Origin of the sequence: Bradyrhizobium sp., from assembly GCF_019242285.1 — a bacterium.
Taxonomy (GTDB): Bacteria; Pseudomonadota; Alphaproteobacteria; order Rhizobiales; family Xanthobacteraceae; genus Bradyrhizobium.
In genome coordinates this window covers 23413-42379 of the sequence record NZ_JAFAVV010000741.1, presented here as the reverse complement: position 1 = coordinate 42379, position 18967 = coordinate 23413, and the positions used below count along the sequence as shown (strand labels likewise).

Annotated in this window: 20 protein-coding genes; 18 read left to right on the top strand and 2 right to left on the bottom strand. The window is 65.8% G+C overall.

The window, feature by feature from the left end; all coding sequences use genetic code 11:
- The 9 genes from JOY90_RS30220 to JOY90_RS30180 form a co-directional block, all read left to right on the top strand.
- Window positions 1-970 (top strand): pyridoxal phosphate-dependent aminotransferase (locus JOY90_RS30220; protein WP_291694759.1); only part of this gene is annotated, 970 nt, incomplete at its 5' end.
- A 132-nt stretch (window positions 971-1102) separates the two neighbouring features.
- Entirely contained in the window at window positions 1103-1630 is a 528-nt protein-coding gene (locus tag JOY90_RS30215) for a DUF992 domain-containing protein (RefSeq protein WP_291694758.1), read from the top strand.
- 155 nt (window positions 1631-1785) lie between these two features.
- Window positions 1786-2268: a DUF992 domain-containing protein gene (locus JOY90_RS30210; protein ID WP_291694757.1), complete on the top strand. Its 483-nt coding sequence runs from the start codon at window positions 1786-1788 to the stop codon at window positions 2266-2268.
- 178 nt (window positions 2269-2446) lie between these two features.
- Complete coding sequence (locus tag JOY90_RS30205) at window positions 2447-4495, top strand: elongation factor G (RefSeq protein ID WP_291694756.1); 2049 nt, start codon at window positions 2447-2449, stop codon at window positions 4493-4495.
- A 115-nt stretch (window positions 4496-4610) separates the two neighbouring features.
- Window positions 4611-5405: a hypothetical protein gene (locus tag JOY90_RS30200; RefSeq protein ID WP_291694755.1), complete on the top strand. Its 795-nt coding sequence runs from the start codon at window positions 4611-4613 to the stop codon at window positions 5403-5405.
- A 9-nt stretch (window positions 5406-5414) separates the two neighbouring features.
- Entirely contained in the window at window positions 5415-6050 is a 636-nt protein-coding gene (locus tag JOY90_RS30195; protein WP_291694754.1) for a YoaK family protein, read from the top strand.
- Between the two features lie 37 nt (window positions 6051-6087).
- Window positions 6088-6930, top strand: coding sequence for a shikimate dehydrogenase (locus JOY90_RS30190; protein ID WP_291694753.1), 843 nt, complete (start codon window positions 6088-6090; stop codon window positions 6928-6930).
- A 65-nt stretch (window positions 6931-6995) separates the two neighbouring features.
- Entirely contained in the window at window positions 6996-7622 is a 627-nt protein-coding gene (locus JOY90_RS30185) for a hypothetical protein (protein ID WP_291694752.1), read from the top strand.
- Window positions 7623-7851: 229 nt separating this feature from the next.
- Window positions 7852-8481, top strand: a complete 630-nt coding sequence (locus tag JOY90_RS30180) for a hypothetical protein (protein WP_291694751.1) — start codon at window positions 7852-7854, stop codon at window positions 8479-8481.
- Between the two features lie 212 nt (window positions 8482-8693).
- Here the strand turns inward: JOY90_RS30180 and JOY90_RS30175 are convergent, their stop codons facing one another.
- Together JOY90_RS30175 and JOY90_RS30170 are read right to left on the bottom strand one after the other, a co-directional pair.
- Window positions 8694-9635 (bottom strand): hypothetical protein, encoded by a 942-nt coding sequence (locus JOY90_RS30175; protein WP_291694750.1) that lies wholly within the window; start codon window positions 9633-9635, stop codon window positions 8694-8696.
- Window positions 9636-9717: 82 nt separating this feature from the next.
- A complete protein-coding gene (locus JOY90_RS30170; protein WP_291694749.1) occupies window positions 9718-10854 on the bottom strand; it encodes an alpha-hydroxy acid oxidase in 1137 nt (378 codons plus the stop codon).
- Window positions 10855-10953: 99 nt separating this feature from the next.
- Between JOY90_RS30170 and JOY90_RS30165 the strand changes: the two genes are divergently transcribed.
- The 9 genes from JOY90_RS30165 to JOY90_RS30125 all read left to right on the top strand — a co-directional run bounded on the left by JOY90_RS30165 (window position 10954) and on the right by JOY90_RS30125 (window position 18869).
- Complete coding sequence (locus JOY90_RS30165) at window positions 10954-11124, top strand: hypothetical protein (RefSeq protein ID WP_291694748.1); 171 nt, start codon at window positions 10954-10956, stop codon at window positions 11122-11124.
- 191 nt (window positions 11125-11315) lie between these two features.
- Complete coding sequence (gene glmM / locus JOY90_RS30160) at window positions 11316-12659, top strand: phosphoglucosamine mutase (protein WP_291694747.1); 1344 nt, start codon at window positions 11316-11318, stop codon at window positions 12657-12659.
- 96 nt (window positions 12660-12755) lie between these two features.
- Window positions 12756-14009: an MFS transporter gene (locus JOY90_RS30155; protein ID WP_291694746.1), complete on the top strand. Its 1254-nt coding sequence runs from the start codon at window positions 12756-12758 to the stop codon at window positions 14007-14009.
- A 236-nt stretch (window positions 14010-14245) separates the two neighbouring features.
- Window positions 14246-15082, top strand: a complete 837-nt coding sequence (locus JOY90_RS30150) for an outer membrane beta-barrel protein (RefSeq protein WP_291694745.1) — start codon at window positions 14246-14248, stop codon at window positions 15080-15082.
- Window positions 15083-15238: 156 nt separating this feature from the next.
- On the top strand, window positions 15239-16048 hold the full coding sequence (locus JOY90_RS30145) for an outer membrane beta-barrel protein (protein ID WP_291694744.1): 810 nt from the start codon (window positions 15239-15241) through the stop codon (window positions 16046-16048).
- A 78-nt stretch (window positions 16049-16126) separates the two neighbouring features.
- Window positions 16127-16717 carry a glutathione S-transferase family protein gene (locus JOY90_RS30140; RefSeq protein WP_291694743.1) on the top strand — a complete coding sequence of 197 codons (591 nt, stop codon included), beginning with the start codon at window positions 16127-16129 and terminating at the stop codon, window positions 16715-16717.
- A 41-nt stretch (window positions 16718-16758) separates the two neighbouring features.
- On the top strand, window positions 16759-17226 hold the full coding sequence (locus JOY90_RS30135) for a GNAT family N-acetyltransferase (protein WP_291694742.1): 468 nt from the start codon (window positions 16759-16761) through the stop codon (window positions 17224-17226).
- Between the two features lie 28 nt (window positions 17227-17254).
- Window positions 17255-17542 (top strand): hypothetical protein, encoded by a 288-nt coding sequence (locus JOY90_RS30130; protein WP_291694760.1) that lies wholly within the window; start codon window positions 17255-17257, stop codon window positions 17540-17542.
- Window positions 17543-17696: 154 nt separating this feature from the next.
- Window positions 17697-18869 (top strand): phosphoserine transaminase, encoded by a 1173-nt coding sequence (locus JOY90_RS30125; protein ID WP_291694741.1) that lies wholly within the window; start codon window positions 17697-17699, stop codon window positions 18867-18869.
- Window positions 18870-18967 lie beyond the last annotated feature (98 nt).

Below are 18967 nucleotides of genomic sequence, written 5' to 3'. Positions count from 1 at the left end.
CAAGAAGTTCGAGCGCGAGAACGGCCTGACCTACAAGCCGAGCCAGGTGATCGTCTCCACCGGCGGCAAGCAGGTGCTCTATAACGCGCTGATGGCGACCATCAATCCGGGCGACGAGGTCATCATTCCCGCGCCCTATTGGGTGAGCTATCCGGAGATGGTGGCGCTCGCCGGCGGCGAGCCGGTCGCGATCGTCTGTGAGGCGAGGCATGGCTTCAAGCTGCAGCCCGATGACCTGGAGAGGGCGATCACGCCGAAGACCAAGTGGATCATCCTCAACTCGCCGTCGAACCCGACCGGCGCGGCGTATTCGCGTGCCGAGCTCAAGGCCATCACCGATGTACTGGTGAAGCATCCGCATGTCTACGTCATGACCGACGACATGTACGAGCACCTGGTCTATGACGACTTCACCTTTGCGACCCCGGCGCAGATCGAGCCGAAGCTCTACGAGCGCACGCTCACCGTGAACGGCGTGTCGAAGGCCTACTGCATGACCGGCTGGCGCATCGGCTATGCCGGCGGACCCGCCGATCTGATCAAGGCGATGGCGACCATCCAGTCGCAATCGACCTCGAACCCGTGCTCGATCGCACAATGGGCCGCGGTCGAGGCGCTGAACGGGCCGCAGGATTTCATCCCGGTCAACAACAAGGCGTTCAAGGAGCGGCGCGACCTCGTGGTGTCGATGCTGAACCAGGCCAAGGGCATCGAATGCCCACGGCCCGACGGCGCCTTCTACGTCTATCCGTCCTGCGCCGGCACCATCGGCAGGACCACGCCGTCCGGCAAGCCGATCGCCAATGACGAGGATTTCGTCACCGAGCTTCTCGAGAACGAAGGCGTGGCGGTGGTGCAGGGTTCCGCGTTCGGGCTCGGGCCTGCGTTCCGCATCTCCTACGCGGCGAAAAACTCCGACCTCGAGGATGCCTGCAAGCGCATCCAGCGCTTCTGCGGCAATCTGAGATAACCCCTCTTTCGCGAGGCGGAATACCTCAGCGAGGATTTTTGCGGGCTGATCACCGGCACCGCCATGTTTTGGACACGGCGGTTCCTTCCTTTGCGCCCGCCAATCACATCCGTCTCGCGGAGATCCGAACCCATGCGACTTGCAACTCTCTTCATTGCCGCCGCCGCGCTCGCCGGCGGCGTCGCGACTGCCAACGCGCTGCCGCCGGTGCAGGCCGGCATTCTCGAATGCCGGGGCGGTCAGAATGTCGGTTTCGTCGTCGGCTCGGTGGCGAACCTGGAGTGCGTGTTCCAGAGCGAGGGCCGAAGGCCCGAGGCCTATATGGCGACCGTGCATCGGATCGGCGTGGATCTCGGCTTCACCGAGAAGACGCAGATGAGGTGGGCCGTCAGTGCACCGACCACGCGCCTCGCGCGCGGCGTGCTCGCCGGCAATTATGGCGGCGTCGGCGCCAACGTGTCGGTCGGTGTCGGCGGCGGCGGCAACTTCCTGGTCGGCGGTCCGGCCAACGCCTATGCGCTGCAGCCGATCAGCGTGCAGGGCCAGACGGGTCTCAACGTCGCGGCGGGCGTCGCGAGCCTCGAGCTCGAGCCGGTGGCGTTCGCGCCGGGCGGCCGGCATTTTCATCACCGTCATCATCACCGCCCGATGCGCGGCTGACGCAACGTTTTCATGACGAGAATGAACGGGAGGCCTGCGAAAGCGGGCCTCTTTAATCTTTGGCATGAGAATGCCGATTGTGGCATAGATGCGGCCGGCGCCGGCCATGGGGCCAGCGCTCGCATCACATCTCTCCGCGTTCGGAGCCTTGTTTCATGTCTCGTTCATTCGTTCTTGCAGCGGCAGCGGCGATCCTGCTTGCCACATCCTCAACGTGTGCCCGCGCGCAGCAACCTTCGCTCGTGCAGGTCGGAATCCTCGAGTGCCGCGGCGGCGCGAGCGTCGGCTACGTCGTCGGCTCCGTCACCAATCTCGGCTGCGTGCTGCGCGTCGAAGGCGTGCCGGAGGATCGCTACGTCGCAACCATCCGCAAGGTCGGCATCGATCTCGGCATCACCCAGGAGACGGTGCTCGGCTGGGGCGTCTACGCGCCGGTGGCGCGGCTCGGGCCGGGCGATCTCGCCGGCACCTATGCGGGCGCACAGGGCAGCGCGTCGGTCGGCATCGGCGTGGGGGGCAACGCGCTGTGGGGTGGCTCGGCCAACTCGATTGCGCTGCAGCCGCTCAGCGTGCAGGGGCAGGTCGGCCTCAGCGTTGCCGCGGGTCTGGAAAGCCTGGAACTGCGGCCGGGACGCTAGCCCAGGCGCGATGGTTTCGTGCCTCCGCTCTCCGTGAAACAACGGAGAGCACGGTGTTAACAAATTTCGGACGCATCGCAGCGACACTTTCCCGCTTGCCAAATCCTGAGGTCAGGCAGACCATGGACGTTTGCCGACCCAATCAAGGGCCGAGCTCCAATCCAAAGGAGACGGCGAAATGGGACAAGACGTCAGAAGTCCCCGCGGTCCCCGGTGCATCGCGCTGGTGGGCCCTTTCCAAAGCGGTAAAACCTCCCTTCTCGAAGCGATCCTGGCCCGCACCGGCGCGATCCCGCGCGCCGGCAGCGTCGACGCCGGCAATTCCGTCGGTGACGCCAGCGCCGAGGCCCGTCATCACAAGATGAGCGTCGGGCTGACGGCCACAACCACCAGCTTCATGGGCGAGAATTACACCTTCGTCGACTGTCCGGGCTCGGTCGAATTCTCGCACGACATGCGCGCCGCGCTTCCCGGGGTCGACGCGGCGGTCGTGGTCTGCGAGGCCGACGAGAAGAAGCTGCCGCAGCTCCAGATCATCCTGCGCGAATTGGAAGACCTCAAAATTCCGCGCTTCCTGTTCCTGAACAAGATCGACCGCGCCAGCAAGCGCGTCCGCGAGACGCTCGCGATGCTGCAGCCGGCGTCCCGGGTGCCGCTGGTGTTGCGGCAGATCCCGATCTGGAACGGTGAGTTGATCCAGGGCTTCGTCGATCTCGCGCTGGAGCGCGCCTTCGTCTATCGCGAGCACAAGGCTTCCGAGGTGATCGCGCTCGAAGGCGGCGATCTCGACCGCGAGAAGGAAGCCCGCTTCTCGATGCTGGAGAAGCTCGCTGACCACGACGATGCGCTGATGGAGCAGCTATTGGAGGACATCCAGCCGCCGCGCGACGCCGTATTCGACGATCTCGCCCGGGAATTGCGCGAAGGGCTGATCTGCCCGGTGCTGATCGGCTCGGCCACGCGCGGGAACGGCGTGCTGCGGCTGATGAAGGCGCTGCGCCACGAGGCACCGGACGTGACCGAGACCGCCAAGCGGCTCGGCGCCCGCGCATCGAAGGAGGCGCTCGGCTATGTGCTGAAGACCGTGCATCTGCAGCACGGCGGCAAGCTGTCGCTGACGCGGATCATCGCCGGCCACCTCGACGACGGCGCGACGCTGCATGCCGCTTCCGGCGAAAGCGGCAGGGTGTCGGGCATCCTCGCAGCGAGCGGCGCCCACGACACCAAGCGCGCCGCGGCCGAGGCCGGCGACACCGTGGCCCTCGGCAAGCTCGACGCCATCAAGACCGGCGACACCGTGGCAGCCGGCAAGTCCGCGCCGGCCGCGCTGGTCGAAATCGGGCCGCTGCCGCCGGTGCTCGCGATGTCGATCGCCGCGGTCGACCGCAAGGACGACGTCAAGCTCGGCCAGGCGCTGCTCAGGCTCAACGAGGAGGATCCGTCACTCACCATGGTGCAGAACGCACGCACCCACGACACCGTCTTGTGGGGGCAGGGCGAGATGCATCTACGCGTGGCGCTGGAGCGGCTGCGCGAGCGCTTCGGCATCAATGTCAAGTCGCACCCGCCCGTAGTCGGCTATCAGGAGACCATTCGCAAGCCGATCACCCAGCGCGGCCGGCACAAGAAGCAGTCCGGCGGCCACGGCCAGTTCGGCGACGTCATGCTCGACATCAAGCCGCTGTCGCGCGGCGAGGGTTTCAAGTTCGAGGAAAAGGTGGTCGGCGGTGCGGTGCCGCGCAACTACATCCCGGCGGTGGAGGAGGGCGTCAAGGACGGCCTCACCCGCGGACCGCTGGGCTTCCCGGTCGTCGACGTGCAGGTCACGCTGACCGACGGCTCCTACCACAGCGTGGATTCGTCCGATCTCGCCTTCCGCACGGCGGCGCGGATCGGTCTCAGCGAGGGCCTGCCGCAATGCCAGCCGGTGCTGCTGGAGCCGATCCACACGGTCGAGATCGTCTGCCCGACCGAGGCGACAGCCAAGATCAACGCGATCCTGTCCGGGCGGCGCGGGCAGATCCTCGGCTTCGACACCCGCGAGGGCTGGTCGGGCTGGGACTGCGTCCGCGCCATGATGCCGGAGGCCGAGATCGGCGAATTGATCGTCGAGCTGCGTTCGGCGACCGCAGGCGCCGGCTCGTTCACGCGCCAGTTCGATCACATGGCCGAGGTCACCGGCCGTGCCGCCGACCAGATCATCGCCGCGCATCGCGACGCGGCATAGGTCGCGACGCAGAGAAAGTCCCGGACGGACGCCCGTCCGGGACTTTTTTTGTGTGGACACTTTTCAACCTCAGCGCCTTCGTCGACATTGCTCACGCGAACGCGGGGTTTAGGCAGTGGACCAGTTCAACCTGGCGCGAAAGATGAAGCGGTTGACCATGTGGCTCGACGGCTGCAATCAGCCCGCGGGTGTGACTCGCCGCCAGTTTCACTGCGTCCCGTTCGGCGAGGCCTATGTCACGATCGATCCCTCGGGTCGGAAACCGTATGCCTCCGGCAACCCGAATCGCGTCCATCTGTGTGGGCTGGAAGCAGGAATGAAGCCGGACGGCATCCCGCGCCTGATCGAACTATTCGCCTCCGAAGGCGTCGGCCGCTTCTTCATCTGGTTTAGCCCGGGCCCGGATGTCGCGGTCGCGCGCGGCATGATCGAGCAGGCCGGGCTCATACGCGTCCCCTGGACCCGCTACCCGACGCTGTGCCGCCAACAGCGCGGTCCGGCTCCCTTCACGACCGATCTCGACATCCGACAGGTCGACGGGGAGGAAATAGCTGCGGCGGCGGAACCGCTCGGCGAGGCGCTGTGGCCGGAATATGTGCGGTCGGCAGGCCGCGAGAGCTTCTTCCACTACATGGCGTTCGACGGCGATCGTCCGGTCGCGGTCGCCGCCCTCTGCCTGTTCGAGGACATCGGCTATCTCGGCATGGCCGCGACCCGTGAGGGCGACCGCAAGCGCGGCGCGCAGCAGGCGCTGATCGCGGCGCGCCTGGCGCGGGCCGAAGCGCTCGGCTGCGCGCTCCTGGTGTCGGAGACGCTCACCATGCTGGAGCATTCCCATCGCAACCTGCGCCGCGCCGGCTTCGCGGAGATCTTTGACAAGGAGGTCTACGAGTGGAGTGCTTCGGCGTAGCCGGCAAGCATGCTTGACACCCGTCGCAACATCGCGCTCGCCTGCGCGCTGAGCGCGCTCGCCGGCTATGTCGACGGCATCGGCTTCCTGCATCTGGGCGGGCTGTTCGTGTCGTTCATGAGCGGCACCTCGACCCGGATGGGCGTCAGCCTCGCCGAGGGAAAATGGCTCGACGCGGCCGAGGCGTCCGCCCTGATCGCGCTGTTCACGCTGGGCGCGCTGCTCGGCAGCCTGATCGTGCTCGGCCGCGGCGCCCATCGCCAGCCGCGCGTGCTGCTCGCCGAGGCGGGGCTGCTCGCGTTCGGCGCGCTCTGCTACACGTTCGGGCGGCCGGATTTCACGATCGGCGCCATCGTGATGGCGATGGGCATGGAGAACGCCGTGTTCCAGATCGACGGCGGCGCCGGCCTTGGCCTCACCTATGTCACCGGCGCGCTGGTCAAGGTCGGCCAGCACCTGGCGGTCGCGCTGACCGGCGGGCCGCGTCTCGGCTGGGTCACGAACCTGCTCCTGTGGGCGGCGCTGGCCGCGGGCGCGGTCGGCGGCGGCGCTGCCTATCACTGGATCAATCTCGCGGCGATCTGGTTCGCCGCGATCTGGGCGCTCGGCCTCGCCGCGCTATGCGCGCTGACGGACCATAAGTGACATTGACAGCGGCCGCGGCTTGTCGGATTGGACGGTCATGAGCGCAGAGAAGAAGCCCCCGATGGCGTGCCTGATCGGCTGGCCGGCCGCCCATTCCCGCTCGCCGGTCATTCACCGCTACTGGTTGCGGCTGCTCGGCATCGAAGGTGGCTACATCATCGAGGCGGTGCCGCCGGAGGAATTCGCCGATTTCATCCTGCGGCTGTCGCAGCGCGGCTTCGTCGGCGCCAACATCACCCGCCCCCACAAGGAGCAGGCGCTGGCGCTGAGCAGGGGCGATGCCCGCGCCCGCGCGGTCGGTGCCGCCAACACGCTGTGGTTCGACAACGGCGAATTGTGCTCGACCAACACCGATGTCGAGGGCTTCATCGACAACCTCGATGTCTCGGCGCCGGGATGGGACGGATGCGGTGACGCGCTGGTGCTGGGCGCCGGCGGCGCCGCGCGCGGCGTCGTGTTCGGCCTGATCGAGCGCGGCATCGCCCGCGTGCATGTGGCGAACCGCAGCGCCGAGCGCGCGCAAGGGTTGGCGGAGCAGTTCGGCGAACGGGTTCACCCGTTGCCGTGGGAAGAGGCCAGCAGCGTGCTGCCGCGCGCGGGCCTCCTGGTCAACACCACCTCGCTCGGCATGCACGGCCAGCCGGCGCTCGAGATCGACCTCGGCCGCCTGCTGCCCGAGGCGGCCGTCGCCGATCTCGTCTATGTGCCGCTGGTGACGCCGCTGCTCGCCGCGGCGAGGGCGCGCGGTCTGCGTACCGCCGACGGGCTCGGCATGCTGCTGCATCAGGCCGTGCGTGGATTCAGCTTGTGGTTCGGCCAGCGCCCGCAGGTGACGCCTGAGCTTCGTGCGCTCGTCGAGGCCGATCTCACAAAGGCTTGAGGCCGGAATATCGTGCAGGCGAGGGGGTCTCCTGGTAGGTACACCGACCCTGCCGGAGTGTTCCCATGACTGTTCGCCGTTCCACCTTTGGCCGCCCGCTCATCGCGATCGCGATGGTCACGGCCTCGACCGTTTTCGCCATCGCGCAGAAATCGCCGACGCCGTCGCGGGTGCGCGGCACCATCGAGGCGGTGGATGGCGACACGCTCTCGGTCAAGTCGCGCAGCGGCGAGGACGTCAAGCTGCATCTGACTGCTGATGCGAAGATCGTCGGCCTGATCAAGATCTCGCTCTCCGAGATCAAGGTCGGCTCGTTCATCGGCACCACGACCGTGCCGGGACCGGACGGCATGCCGAAGGCGGTCGAGGTCCATGTCTTCCCGGAAGCCATGCGCGGCACCGGCGAGGGATCGCGGCCCTATGACCTGAAGCCGAATTCCACCATGACCAACGCCACGGTGACCGAGAGCGTGGTCGGCAATGACGGCCACACGCTACTAGTGAAATACAAGGACGGCGAGAAGAAGGTGGAGGTGCCGCAGGACACGCCAGTCGTGACCTATGTCCCCGGCGACAAGTCCGACCTGAAGGCCGGCGCCAGCATCATCGCCTTCGTCAAGCCGCTCGATGACGGCACCTTCGAGAGCAACCGCATCAGCGTCGGCCGCGACGGCCTGACCCCGCCGATGTGATGTTTTGGTCTACGCGCGCGCAGACCAAAACGTCATTCCGGGATGCGTAGGATCGAACCCGGATTCCGGGTTCGATCCTACGGACCGCCCCGGAATGACGGTCCGGATGGTTGACTTCCTCAACACCGCGATCACGCGATCGTCGGTGCCAGCGATCGTGACCTCGGAATACCTTCGTTCCCGCGGGGTTTGGGTTGGCGCGATCGCTGAAAATCCGGAGAAAGAAGCCATGTCGAAGACGAGATCGATGATGCCGCGCCTGCTGGTGGCATCGCTTGCAACCATTTCGGTTCTGACCTCGGTGGCGTGGGCGCAGCAGCCGCCGCCGACCCGCATCCGCGGCACCATCGAGGCGGTGGATGGGCCGGTGCTGGACATCAAGACCCGCGAGGGCACCGACGTGAAGGTGCGGATGACCGACAACGTCGCCGTGTTCGCGGTGGTCAAGACCGAGCTGTCGCAGATCAAGGAAGGCTCTTATATCGGCGTCTCGGCAATGGCCGAGCCGGACGGCACCCAGAAGGCGTTCGCGGTGCACATCTTCCCGGAAAACCAGCGCGGCGCGGCGGAAGGCTTCCGCCCCTGGGATGCGCGCCCCAACTCGACCATGACCAACGCCACCGTCGCCGAGACGGTCAAGGGCACCGACGGCCAGAACATCCTGGTGAAGTACAAGGACGGCGAGAAGAAGGTGGTGGTGCCGCCGGATACGCCGATTGTCACCTTCGTCGCCAGCGACAAGTCCGAGGTGAAGCCCGGCGTGAAGATCATCATCTTCGGCGCGACCAAGAAGGACGACGGCATGCTGGAGGCCAACCGCGTCAATGTCGGACGCGACGGCATCACCCCGCCGATGTGACGTGTTGGTCTGCACGTGTGCAGACCAAACGCCATTCCGGTGCGGTCCGAAGGACCGCACCCCCCGCACAATTCGTAGGGTGGGCTAAGCTTTCGCCGAAGCGCGAGCGGAGGCGGAAGCGTGCCCACCATTGCCGAGCTATGATGCCGATGGATGGTGGGCAGGGCGCCTCGCGCCTTTGCCCACCCTACGAAACCGAGTGTGCGGCCGCTTCAGTCCAGGCTGGCGCGATACACGGAAGACTCATCGAAGAAATAGAGATGCGCACCGCGTCCGAGCAACTGTCCTCTGGGCAAGGGTGAGCCGTCGGGCAATTGCAGTCGCACCCGCCGCGTTGAAAGTGCGCTGCCGTCGAATTGTCCGCGATAGGCCGTGTCCGGCGGCTCCTTGTATTGCGCTGTGAAGAGAATCTGCGCGGCGGAGATCGCGAATTCGTGGCAGCCGCGCAGCTCGGTCCTCCAGTGTGTCGTCCTGAAATCGCGCGATATCCGACACAGGGGAAAATCGGTGTAGAAGAACATCGCTGCTTCCTCGCCGCACACGTTCAACGCGTAGCAGTCGGCCATCCCGTTGTCGTCGGAATACTCCCAGATCTTGTCGCCGGTCTCCGAGAAGCAGACCAGGCCGGCGGCGCCGATGGGCGTCGGACCCGGGCCGCCCCAGCCGAAATTGCCGAACACGCCCTCATCGAAATAGGAGACCCAGATTCGTCCAAGGGCATCCACGTAGGTACGCTCGATCCCGTCGCCGAGAAGGATGCGCGAAACCTCGGAGCTGCCCGGATCGACGATCGCGCCGTTCAGGTCGAAATCCTCCGGGCCGCGCCAGGCGCATCTTGTCGCGACGACGAGAATCCTGCCGCCCGGGAAAACATCGACCAGCGGAAACGTGACATCGAGCTCCGGCAATTCGATCTCCCGCGCGGAGCCGTCGGCTGCCACCAGCGTCAGGCGAAACCGCCTCGCCTCCTTCATCCGCGGCTTGGGAAAGACGCCGCCTCCGCGCGAATAGGTCTCCCTGACCGCGCCAGCGCCGCCAGGCTCGATCGACAGGAACAGGAGCGAGCCGTCATTCGCCACCGACTTGGTGACGAGCGAATAGCCGTCGCGAGAAACGGGTATGTCGGCAAGCTTCTGAACGCGGATGGAATCCATAGTAGCGCTGCCAGCAGGACCTCCTACCCTTGATCAAGGGTAGGAGGTCCTGCGAAACCGAGCAAGATGCGATGGCTTACCCTCACACCGCGATCACGCGGTCGTCGATTTCGGCGATGGTGTTGACGCCGCACAGGCCCATGGTGGTCTCCAGCTCCTTTGCGATCAGGCTGATGGCCTTCTCGACGCCGGCCTGTCCGGCGGCCCCGAGGCCGTAGGCGTAGGCGCGGCCGATCATGCACGACTTGGCGCCGAGCGCGAGCGCCCGCATCAGATCCTGGCCCGAGCGGATGCCGCCGTCGAACATCACCTCCATCTGCCCGCCGACCGTGTCGACGATCTCCGGCAGCACCTCGATCGAGGATGGGGCGCCATCGAGCTGACGGCCGCCATGGTTGGACACCACCAGCGCCTGCGCGCCGCTCTTCGCCGCGATCTCCGCGTCCTCGACGTCGAGGATGCCCTTGAGGATCAGCTTGCCCGGCCAGATCGAACGGATCCAGTCGACGTCCTTCCAGTTCAGCGTGGTGTCGAACTGGGTGTTGATCCAGCTCGACAGCGCGGTGATGTCGTCGCTGCCCTTGAGATGTCCCATCAGGTTGCCGAAGGTGCGGCGCTTGCCGCGCAGCACGCCGGACACCCAGGAAGGCTTGGTGGCGAAGTCGATTAATTTCGACAGCGACCATTCCGGCGGCACGGTCATGCCGTTCTTGATGTCCTGGTGGCGCTGGCCGATCACCTGCAGATCGACCGTCAGCACCAGCGCGCTGCACCTGGCGGCGATCGCGCGCTCGATCAGCGCCTTGATGAAGCCGCGGTCCTTCATGACGTAGAGCTGGAACCAGAACGGTTTCTCGACGCTGGCTGCGATATCCTCGATCGAGCAGATCGACATCGTGCTCTGCGTGAACGGAATGCCGGCGGCCTGGGCCGCGCGGCAGGCATGGATCTCGCCGTCGCCATGCTGCATGCCGAGCAGTCCGACCGGCGCGAGAATCAAGGGCAGGGCGGCCGGCTCGCCGAGGATCGTGGTCGAGAGATCGCGCTTGGACACGTCGACCAGGATGCGCTGGCGGAACTTGATCTCCTGGAGGTCGTCGCGGTTGGCGCGCAGCGTCTCCTCGGCATAGGAGCCGCGGTCGGCGTAGTCGAAAAACGCCTTCGGCACGCGGCGCTTGTGCAGCGCGCGCAGATCCTCGATGCAGGTGATGTGTTTCATGGGCGTCCCCCGCCTTCTTGCGTTCACGGCTTTCGGGGTCATCTAGCATGATTGAGGCGGCTGCCAAATGCTGGGGAGCCGTGCGGCCAGGAGGTGACGATGCGTGGCTCCGGTTCGAAGAAGGCCAGATCCAGCAAGGATGCCGAAAAGCGCCGGCTTGATTCGGCGCTGGAGGAGGGGCTCGAGGAAAGCTTTCCGGCCTCCGACCCGCCCAATCTCACCCAGCCGCCGCCTTCCAAGGGCGACCACGACGTGTTCCGAAAGGACTGAACGCGTCGCGTCTGGCCGAAATAATTAATTTAAACAAATAATTGCAGTTGCCGCGGCGGAGTTCGTCGCGGTAATTATTCATCATATTTTTTGAAGCCAATTTAGCGACGAAGGCATTATAACCCCAAATTCTCGGGGGCGATGACAGGCCTCCGCCGCTTGCGCTCGGGAAGCGGCGCACTGGGGGTTCCATGAGCCGTAACTATTTCGGTACCGACGGCATTCGTGGTCGTGCCAACGCACTGATCACACCGGAGTTGGCGCTCAAGGTCGGCCAGGCTGCGGGCCTGCTGTTCCAGCGCGGCGACCACCGCCACCGCGTCGTCATCGGCAAGGATACCCGCCTGTCCGGCTACATGATCGAATACGCGATGGTCGCGGGCTTCACCTCGGTCGGCATGGATGTGCTGCTGGTCGGCCCGATGCCGACACCGGCGGTCGCGATGCTGACCAAGTCGATGCGGGCCGACCTCGGCGTGATGATCTCCGCCTCGCACAATCTGTTCGAGGACAACGGCATCAAGCTGTTCGGCCCGCAGGGCTTCAAGCTCTCCGACGATGTCGAGAGGCAGATCGAGCAGTTGCTCGACGAATGCCTGACCAAGCGGCTGGCTCAGAGCGCGAGCCTGGGGCGCGCGCGCCGCATCGACGGCGTGCACGACCGCTATATCGAGTTCGCCAAGCGCACTCTGCCGCGCGACCTATCGCTCGACGGCCTGCGTGTGGTGGTCGATTGCGCCAATGGCGCGGCCTACAAGGTGGTGCCGGAAGCGCTGTGGGAGCTCGGTGCCGACGTGATCTCGATCGGCGTCGAGCCTGATGGATTCAACATCAACAAGGAATGCGGCTCGACGTCGCCGGAGGCGCTCTGCAAGAAGGTGCGGGAGATGCGCGCCGACATCGGCATCGCGCTCGACGGCGACGCCGATCGCGTCATCCTGGTCGACGAGCGCGGCCATCTCGTCGACGGCGACCAGTTGCTCGCGGTGATCGCGCAGAGCTTCAAGGAGGACGGCAGGCTGGCGCGGCCCGGCATCGTCGCCACCGTGATGTCGAACCTCGGGCTGGAGCGCTACCTCAACGGCATCGGGCTCGAGCTGGTGCGCACCCCGGTCGGCGACCGCTACGTGCTCGAGCGCATGCTCGCCGACGGCTACAATCTCGGCGGCGAACAGTCCGGCCATATCATCCTGTCCGACTACGCCACGACCGGCGACGGGTTCGTCGCCGCGTTGCAGGTGCTCGCCGTGGTGCAGAAGCTGCGCCGCCCGGTGTCGGAGGTCTGCCACAGATTCGATCCGCTGCCGCAGATTCTGAAGAACGTGCGCTATCGCAGCGGTAAGCCGCTCGACGATGCCGAGGTCAAGTCCGCGATCGACGCCGGCGAGAAGCGGCTCAACGGCCACGGCCGGCTCTTGGTACGCTCGTCGGGAACCGAGCCCGTGATCCGCGTGATGGGCGAGGGCGACGATCGCAACATGGTCGAGGAGGTCGTCGATCACATCGTCACCGCGCTCGGCCAGGCGGCGGCCTGATAGCGCAATCCAGCCATGGGCTATTGACGGTGGTGGCACGCGTGCCGCCATCGTAGGAAGGCCGCATCGTTTCACTGATCGATGCGAGGTGTCACCTTGAACAAGTCCGTCGTCGTCTCCGAGGAAACGCTGACCGAGCCGGTCGTCGTTCCGGAGATCAGGCGGACGATGGCGGCGAAGGCGGCGGGTCCGGCCTATATCGTGCTCGCCGGCATCAGCTTCTCGCACTTCCTCAACGACACCATGCAGTCGTTGATCGCCTCGGTCTATCCGATCCTGAAGGCGACCTATGCGCTCGACTTCGCGCAGATCGGGCTGATCACGCTGGCGTTCCAGTTCACGGCTTCGCTGCTGCAGCCCGTGGTCGGGCATTTCACCGACAAGAAGGCGCAGCCGTTCTCGCTCGCGATCGGCATGTCCTCGACCTTCTTCGGGCTGCTGCTGCTCAGCGTCGCGCGGCAATATCCGGTGATCCTGATCTCGGCGGCGCTGATCGGGCTCGGCTCGGCGGTGTTCCATCCGGAATCGGCGCGAATCGCGCGGCTCGCCTCCGGCGGCCGCTACGGCTTCGCGCAATCGGTATTCCAGCTCGGCGGCAGCTTCGGCACCTCGATGGGGCCGGTGCTCGCGGCACTGATCGTGGTGCCGTTCGGCCAGCCGTCGATCGCCTGGTTCTCCTCGATCGCCTTCGTCGCGATCGTCATCCTGTGGCGCATCGGGCTGTGGTACCGGCCGCAGATCAAGGCGAAGAAATTCGTATCCGTCGATGCGCATCCGGATGCGCCGAGTTCGCGCCGCGTGACCGTCGCACTCGCGGTGCTGGTGGCGCTGCTGTTCTCCAAGCAGCTCTACGTCTCCAGCCTGTCGAGCTATTACATCTTCTACCTGATCGACAAGTTCGGCGTCTCGACCCAGGCGGCGCAGATCTATCTGTTCGTGTTTCTCGCCGCCAATGCCGTCGGCGCCTTTCTCGGCGGGCCGCTGGGCGACCGCTTCGGCCGCAGGATCGTGATCTGGTTCTCGATCCTCGGCGCGCTGCCGTTCACGCTGGCGCTGCCCTATGTCGGGCTCGCTGCGAGTGCGGTGCTGACCGTGTTCATCGGCCTCATCATCTCCTCGACCACGTCGTCGATCATCGTGTTCGCGCAGGAATTGGTGCCGCACCGCTTCGGCATGATCTCCGGCGTGTTCTTCGGCGTCGCCTTCGGCATCGGCGGTCTCGGCGCCGCAGTGCTCGGCAAGCTCGCCGACCACACCTCGATCGGCTTCGTCTACCAGGTCTGCGCCTTCCTGCCGGCGATCGGCCTGCTCGCGGTGTTCCTGCCCACGATGCCACGGCACACGCGCTGAGGCGCGCGACCCGTCCGGCCCGTCGTTTTCTCGCGCGTTAACTTCTGTCCCGCTCCGTTAACCATTGTGAAGAAGGTCAGCGCCGCTGGCCGATGCTTTTCGCGCGAGCGTTCGTAGGAAATCAACCTTAAGAATTAGGGTTAAGCGGTAATTAAGTAATTAGTGCCATCGTCCTGCCCGTGAATTGTCGGATGTGAGGCCATCGCTCGCCTCACTTGGCCAAAAGGACAAAGCCAATGCGTAGCGTTAAGCCCCTCATTGCCGCCGCGGCGGCTTCACTGCTGTCGACCGCGGCATTCGCCGCCGACATGCCCATCAACCCGCCCCCGATGTATGCGATGCCGCAGCCGGTCGATTTTGGCGGCTGGTACCTGCGCGGCGATATCGGTATGACCAACACGAGCACGAAGCTGCACGAGAACAGCTATGACACGCTGCCGGCCGGGACCGCCTTCAACCAGTACGGTCATGGCTTCGACGGCGGCATGCGGTTCGGCGTCGGCGTCGGCTATCAGTTCAACAGCTGGTTCCGCGCCGACATCACCGGTGAGTACCGTTCGCGCGCAAGCTTCAACGGCACCGACTTCTTCATGTTCAATCCCGGCGGCGGGCTCGCCGATACCTATCATGGCGGCTACACGAGCTGGGTCGGACTGGTCAACGCCTATGCCGATCTCGGCACCTGGTGGTGCCTGACGCCGTTCATCGGCGCCGGTGTCGGTGCCGCCAATATCAGGACCACCGCCTTCACCGACAACGCGACCTTTCCGGCGTTCGACGGCCGCACCAGCGCCTTCGCCGCCGATGGCGCCTCGAAGACGAACTTCGCGTGGGCAGCCCATGCCGGGGTCGCCTACAGGGTCACCAACGACTTCACGGTCGAGCTGGCGTATCGCTATCTCGACATGGGCACCGGCGTTCAGGGCGGCGGCCACTTCTTCGATGGCACCAATATCGGTCAATCCAGCTTCCAGTTCCGCGACATGATCTCGCAGGACCTCAAGCTCGGCGTGCGCTGGATCTGCTGCGACGTGCTTCCCCCGCCGCCACCGCCGCTGGTGCGCAAGGGCTGATCGCGGCCACAATCACTTAGGGTTGGTTAACGGCGCGGGGCTTTCCCGCGCCGTTTTCTTTTGCCGTTTTCCCGACACGGAAACGCCGCAGGAACGATTGGTTAAGGTTAACGCGCGATGATCTCCTCGGATCTAGTCTCGATGGAGAGCGTTGCGATGCGTGGTTTCCTGGTGGCGGTGATGGTGTTGGGAGCGGTATCTGCCGCGCACGCGGCCGACATGCCCGACCTTCCGATCCTGCGCGGCGGCTTCGCCGACGGCCTCTCAGCGAGCCGCGTCAACTGGGAGGGCTTCTACGTCGGCGGCCAGGGCGGCCTCGGCACCTCCGACATGGACTTCACCGGGGCGACGAAGGATCTCGCGACCAAGCTGCTGTTCGACACGGCGATCCAGAATGCCGGCGATGTTTCCGACTGGCCGCTGGGCGGCAAGGTGTCGACGCACGGCCACGGCTTCGGCGCGTTCGCCGGCTACAACGCCCAGTGGGAAGATGTCGTGCTCGGCCTCGAGCTCAGCTACATGCACGGCAGCTTCGGCGGCTCGCAGACCGACAGCATGACCCGCATCTTCACCGACAGCAACGGCACCACGGACACCGTGACCTATCAGGCCGACGGATCGGTCAAATTGACCGACATGGCGTCGGCGCGGCTGCGCGCCGGCTATGCATGGGGCATCTTCCTGCCTTACGCCTTCGGCGGCATGGCGCTCGGGCAGGCCGACATCGTCAAGACCGCCTCGATCTACGGCACGCAGGTGGGGACCGGTTTCAACGTCCCGTTCTACCTCAGCGCGACCGATGCCCAGAACAGCCGGTTCGTCTATGGCTATAGCTGGGGTCTCGGCGTGGACGTGATGCTGATGTCGGGCCTGTTCCTGCGCGGGGAGTGGCAGTACAGCCGCTATGCCGCCTCGATCGACACCGCGGTCAACACCTTCCACGTCGGTCTCGGCTACAAGTTCTGATCGGGCGAGCCGATTGGCCCGTTGACGGCGGCGCTGCCGCCTGCTGCTCTTCGCCATCGCGAGCAGGAGGCGACGGCGATGAGGATTCATGGCGATAGCGGCTCGGGCAACTGCCTGAAGGTCAAATGGGTCTGCGACACGCTTTCGCTGCCCTACGCCTGGGTCGACGTCGACACCATGACGGGCGGCAGCCGCACGGCCCAGTTCCTGAAGCTCAATCCATGGGGGCAGGTGCCGACGGTCGAGTTCGACGACGGCCGCACGCTCGCCCAGTCCAATGCCATCATTCGCTATCTCGCCGATGGCAGCGCGCTGATTCCGGCGGATCCGTTCAGCGCGGCGCAGATGGAGGCCTGGATGTTCTGGGAGCAGAACAGCCACGAGCCCTACGTCGCGGTCTGCCGCTTCCAGATGGTCTATCTGGGCAAGCCGGCGAGCGCGCTCGACGAGAATCTGGTGAAGCGCGGCTATGCCGCGCTCGACGTGCTGGAACGCCGCCTTGCCGATGCGCGCTTTCTGGTCGGCGAGAACTTCTCACTCGCGGACGTCACGCTGCTCGCCTATACGCGCGTCGCGCATGAGGGCGGTTTCGACCTCGGCCGCTACACGGCGCTGCGGCGCTGGATCGCGGAAGCCGAGCAGGCGCTCGGCCTTCCGCCGGCGCGGTGAGCGCCACGGTCGCGATCCGAACGAAGAAGAGCCGAAACATCATGACAGCGATCTCCGCCATCACCATCCGCCGCGCCTGCCGCGACGATGTCACCGCCATCGTCGCGATGCTGGCCGACGATCCGCTGGGACGTGCGCGCGAGCGGCTGGACGATCCCCTGCCCGCATCCTATTTCGGCGCGTTCGAGCGGCTCGACGCCGATGTCAACGTCACGCTCGTGGTCGCGGAGGAGGGCGGCAAGGTGGTCGGCTGCCTGCAGCTCTGCATCCTGCCGGGGCTCAGCTCGCAGGGTGCTTCGCGCGGCCTGCTCGAGGATGTCCGCGTCGCCTCCGACCGGCGCAGCCGCGGCATCGGCGAGAAGCTCGTGCGATGGGCGGTCGACGAAGCGCGCGGCAAGGGCTGCAAGCTGGTCGAGCTGCTCACGCATCACACCCGCACCGACGCGCAGCGCTTCTACGGGCGGCTCGGTTTTGCGCGCAGCCATGTCGGCATGACGATCCGGTTCTAGCAGCGACAAGGAAGTGAGCATGTCAGCGATGTCAGCCATCAACCCGCTCACCGCCATCGCCGTCGTGCTGGCAACGGCCGCGACCGACGCCGTTTACGTGATGTTTACCTCGGCGGTGGTGGCGCGGCGGCGCGTGCCGGCGGCGACCTGGAGCAGCGTCTGGTATCTGCTCTCCTCCTTCGCTGTGATCAGCTCCACCGAGAACTGGGTCTATGTCGGCTTTGCCGCGATCGGCTCCTGGATCGGCGCCTATGTGTCGATGACCTTCCTGCATCGGCCGGGCGGCGGCGCGCCGTTCGGCGCCGCGCCGGAATAGAACGATTAACAGATGCTTCCAGCGTGGGCCGCCGATCGCCCGCCCGTCAATGGCCCGTGATCGCGCCGTCCTTGACGACTGGTCCCGATTCCCATATGTGCAGCGGCGGGACACCTCCCCCCAACGGGAGGCTTACTATCTGGAAGGGTAGATCATGACGACAGCGAAGCCCGCTCAGCGGCCGGCCGTGCCGCATTTTTCGTCCGGCCCCTGCGCCAAGCGCCCCGGCTGGAATCCCCAAAATCTCAAGGACGCCGCACTCGGCCGCTCGCATCGCGCCAAGGTCGGCAAAGCGCGGCTCAAGCAGGCCATCGAGCTGACGCGCGAGGTGCTCGAGGTGCCTGCCGATTACCGGATCGGCATCGTGCCGGCCTCCGACACCGGCGCGGTCGAGATGGCGCTGTGGTCGCTGCTCGGCGCCCGTGGCGTCACCACGCTCGCCTGGGAATCCTTCGGCGAGGGCTGGGTCGGCGACATCCTCAAGGAATTGAAGCTCAAGGACGTCACCCAGCTTCACGCCGGCTATGGCGAGATCGTCGACCTCTCCAAGGTCGATTGCGATACCGACATCGTCTTCACCTGGAACGGCACCACCTCCGGCGTGCGCGTGCCGAACGCGGACTGGATCAAGGCCGACCGCAAGGGCCTGACGATCTGCGACGCCACCTCGGCGGCGTTCGCGCAGCTGCTGGACTGGCCCAAGCTCGACGTCGTGACCTTCTCCTGGCAGAAGGCGTTGGGCGGCGAGGCCGCGCATGGCATGCTGGTGCTGTCGCCGCGCGCCGTCGAGCGGCTCGAAACCTACAAGCCGGCCTGGCCGCTGCCGAAGATCTTTCGCATGACCAAGGGCGGCAAGCTCAATGCCGGCATTTTCGAGGGCGAGACCATCAACACGCCGTCGATGCTGTGCGTCGAGGACTATCTCGATGCACTGAACTGGGGCAAGTCGATCGGCGGACTGAAGGCGCTGATCGCCCGCGCCGACGCCAACACCAAGGTGCTGGCGGACTGGAAGGCGAAAACGCCCTGGATCGACTTCCTGGGCAGGGATCCCGCGATCCGCTCCAACACCTCGGTCTGCCTGAAGGTGGTCGATCCGGCCATCACCTCGCTGAATCCGGACGCGCAGGCCGAGTTCTGCAAGAAGCTGGTGGCGCTGGTCGAGAAGGAAAATGCCGGCTTCGACTTCGCGCATTATCGCGACGCGCCGGCCGGCCTGCGCATCTGGTGCGGCGCCACGGTCGAGGCATCCGACGTCGCTCTCTTGACGCAGTGGATCGATTGGGCGTTTGCCGAGGCCAAGGCGCAATTGCCGAAGGCGGCTTAGCTTTCATGTTCACCTCTCCTTGTTCTTGCAAGGGGAGGGAGAAGAACAATCCGAGACTTCACCACTTTGGCCCCTACGGGCAGCCCTCGTGCGGGGGG

What these genes read in the sequence shown, in the direction of transcription:
- JOY90_RS30175 (WP_291694750.1), bottom strand. Translation starts at nt 9,635, where the DNA reads ATGGATTCCATCCGCGTTCAGAAGCTTGCCGACATACCCGTTTCTCGC.
- JOY90_RS30195 (WP_291694754.1), top strand. Translation starts at nt 5,415, where the DNA reads ATGCTTGACACCCGTCGCAACATCGCGCTCGCCTGCGCGCTGAGCGCG.
- JOY90_RS30180 (WP_291694751.1), top strand. Translation starts at nt 7,852, where the DNA reads ATGTCGAAGACGAGATCGATGATGCCGCGCCTGCTGGTGGCATCGCTT.
- JOY90_RS30135 (WP_291694742.1), top strand. Translation starts at nt 16,759, where the DNA reads ATGACAGCGATCTCCGCCATCACCATCCGCCGCGCCTGCCGCGACGAT.
- JOY90_RS30150 (WP_291694745.1), top strand. Translation starts at nt 14,246, where the DNA reads ATGCGTAGCGTTAAGCCCCTCATTGCCGCCGCGGCGGCTTCACTGCTG.
- JOY90_RS30165 (WP_291694748.1), top strand. Translation starts at nt 10,954, where the DNA reads ATGCGTGGCTCCGGTTCGAAGAAGGCCAGATCCAGCAAGGATGCCGAA.
- JOY90_RS30205 (WP_291694756.1), top strand. Translation starts at nt 2,447, where the DNA reads ATGGGACAAGACGTCAGAAGTCCCCGCGGTCCCCGGTGCATCGCGCTG.
- JOY90_RS30210 (WP_291694757.1), top strand. Translation starts at nt 1,786, where the DNA reads ATGTCTCGTTCATTCGTTCTTGCAGCGGCAGCGGCGATCCTGCTTGCC.
- JOY90_RS30190 (WP_291694753.1), top strand. Translation starts at nt 6,088, where the DNA reads ATGAGCGCAGAGAAGAAGCCCCCGATGGCGTGCCTGATCGGCTGGCCG.
- JOY90_RS30130 (WP_291694760.1), top strand. Translation starts at nt 17,255, where the DNA reads ATGTCAGCCATCAACCCGCTCACCGCCATCGCCGTCGTGCTGGCAACG.
- JOY90_RS30185 (WP_291694752.1), top strand. Translation starts at nt 6,996, where the DNA reads ATGACTGTTCGCCGTTCCACCTTTGGCCGCCCGCTCATCGCGATCGCG.
- glmM (WP_291694747.1), top strand. Translation starts at nt 11,316, where the DNA reads ATGAGCCGTAACTATTTCGGTACCGACGGCATTCGTGGTCGTGCCAAC.
- JOY90_RS30215 (WP_291694758.1), top strand. Translation starts at nt 1,103, where the DNA reads ATGCGACTTGCAACTCTCTTCATTGCCGCCGCCGCGCTCGCCGGCGGC.
- JOY90_RS30125 (WP_291694741.1), top strand. Translation starts at nt 17,697, where the DNA reads ATGACGACAGCGAAGCCCGCTCAGCGGCCGGCCGTGCCGCATTTTTCG.
- JOY90_RS30140 (WP_291694743.1), top strand. Translation starts at nt 16,127, where the DNA reads ATGAGGATTCATGGCGATAGCGGCTCGGGCAACTGCCTGAAGGTCAAA.
- JOY90_RS30170 (WP_291694749.1), bottom strand. Translation starts at nt 10,854, where the DNA reads ATGAAACACATCACCTGCATCGAGGATCTGCGCGCGCTGCACAAGCGC.
- JOY90_RS30145 (WP_291694744.1), top strand. Translation starts at nt 15,239, where the DNA reads ATGCGTGGTTTCCTGGTGGCGGTGATGGTGTTGGGAGCGGTATCTGCC.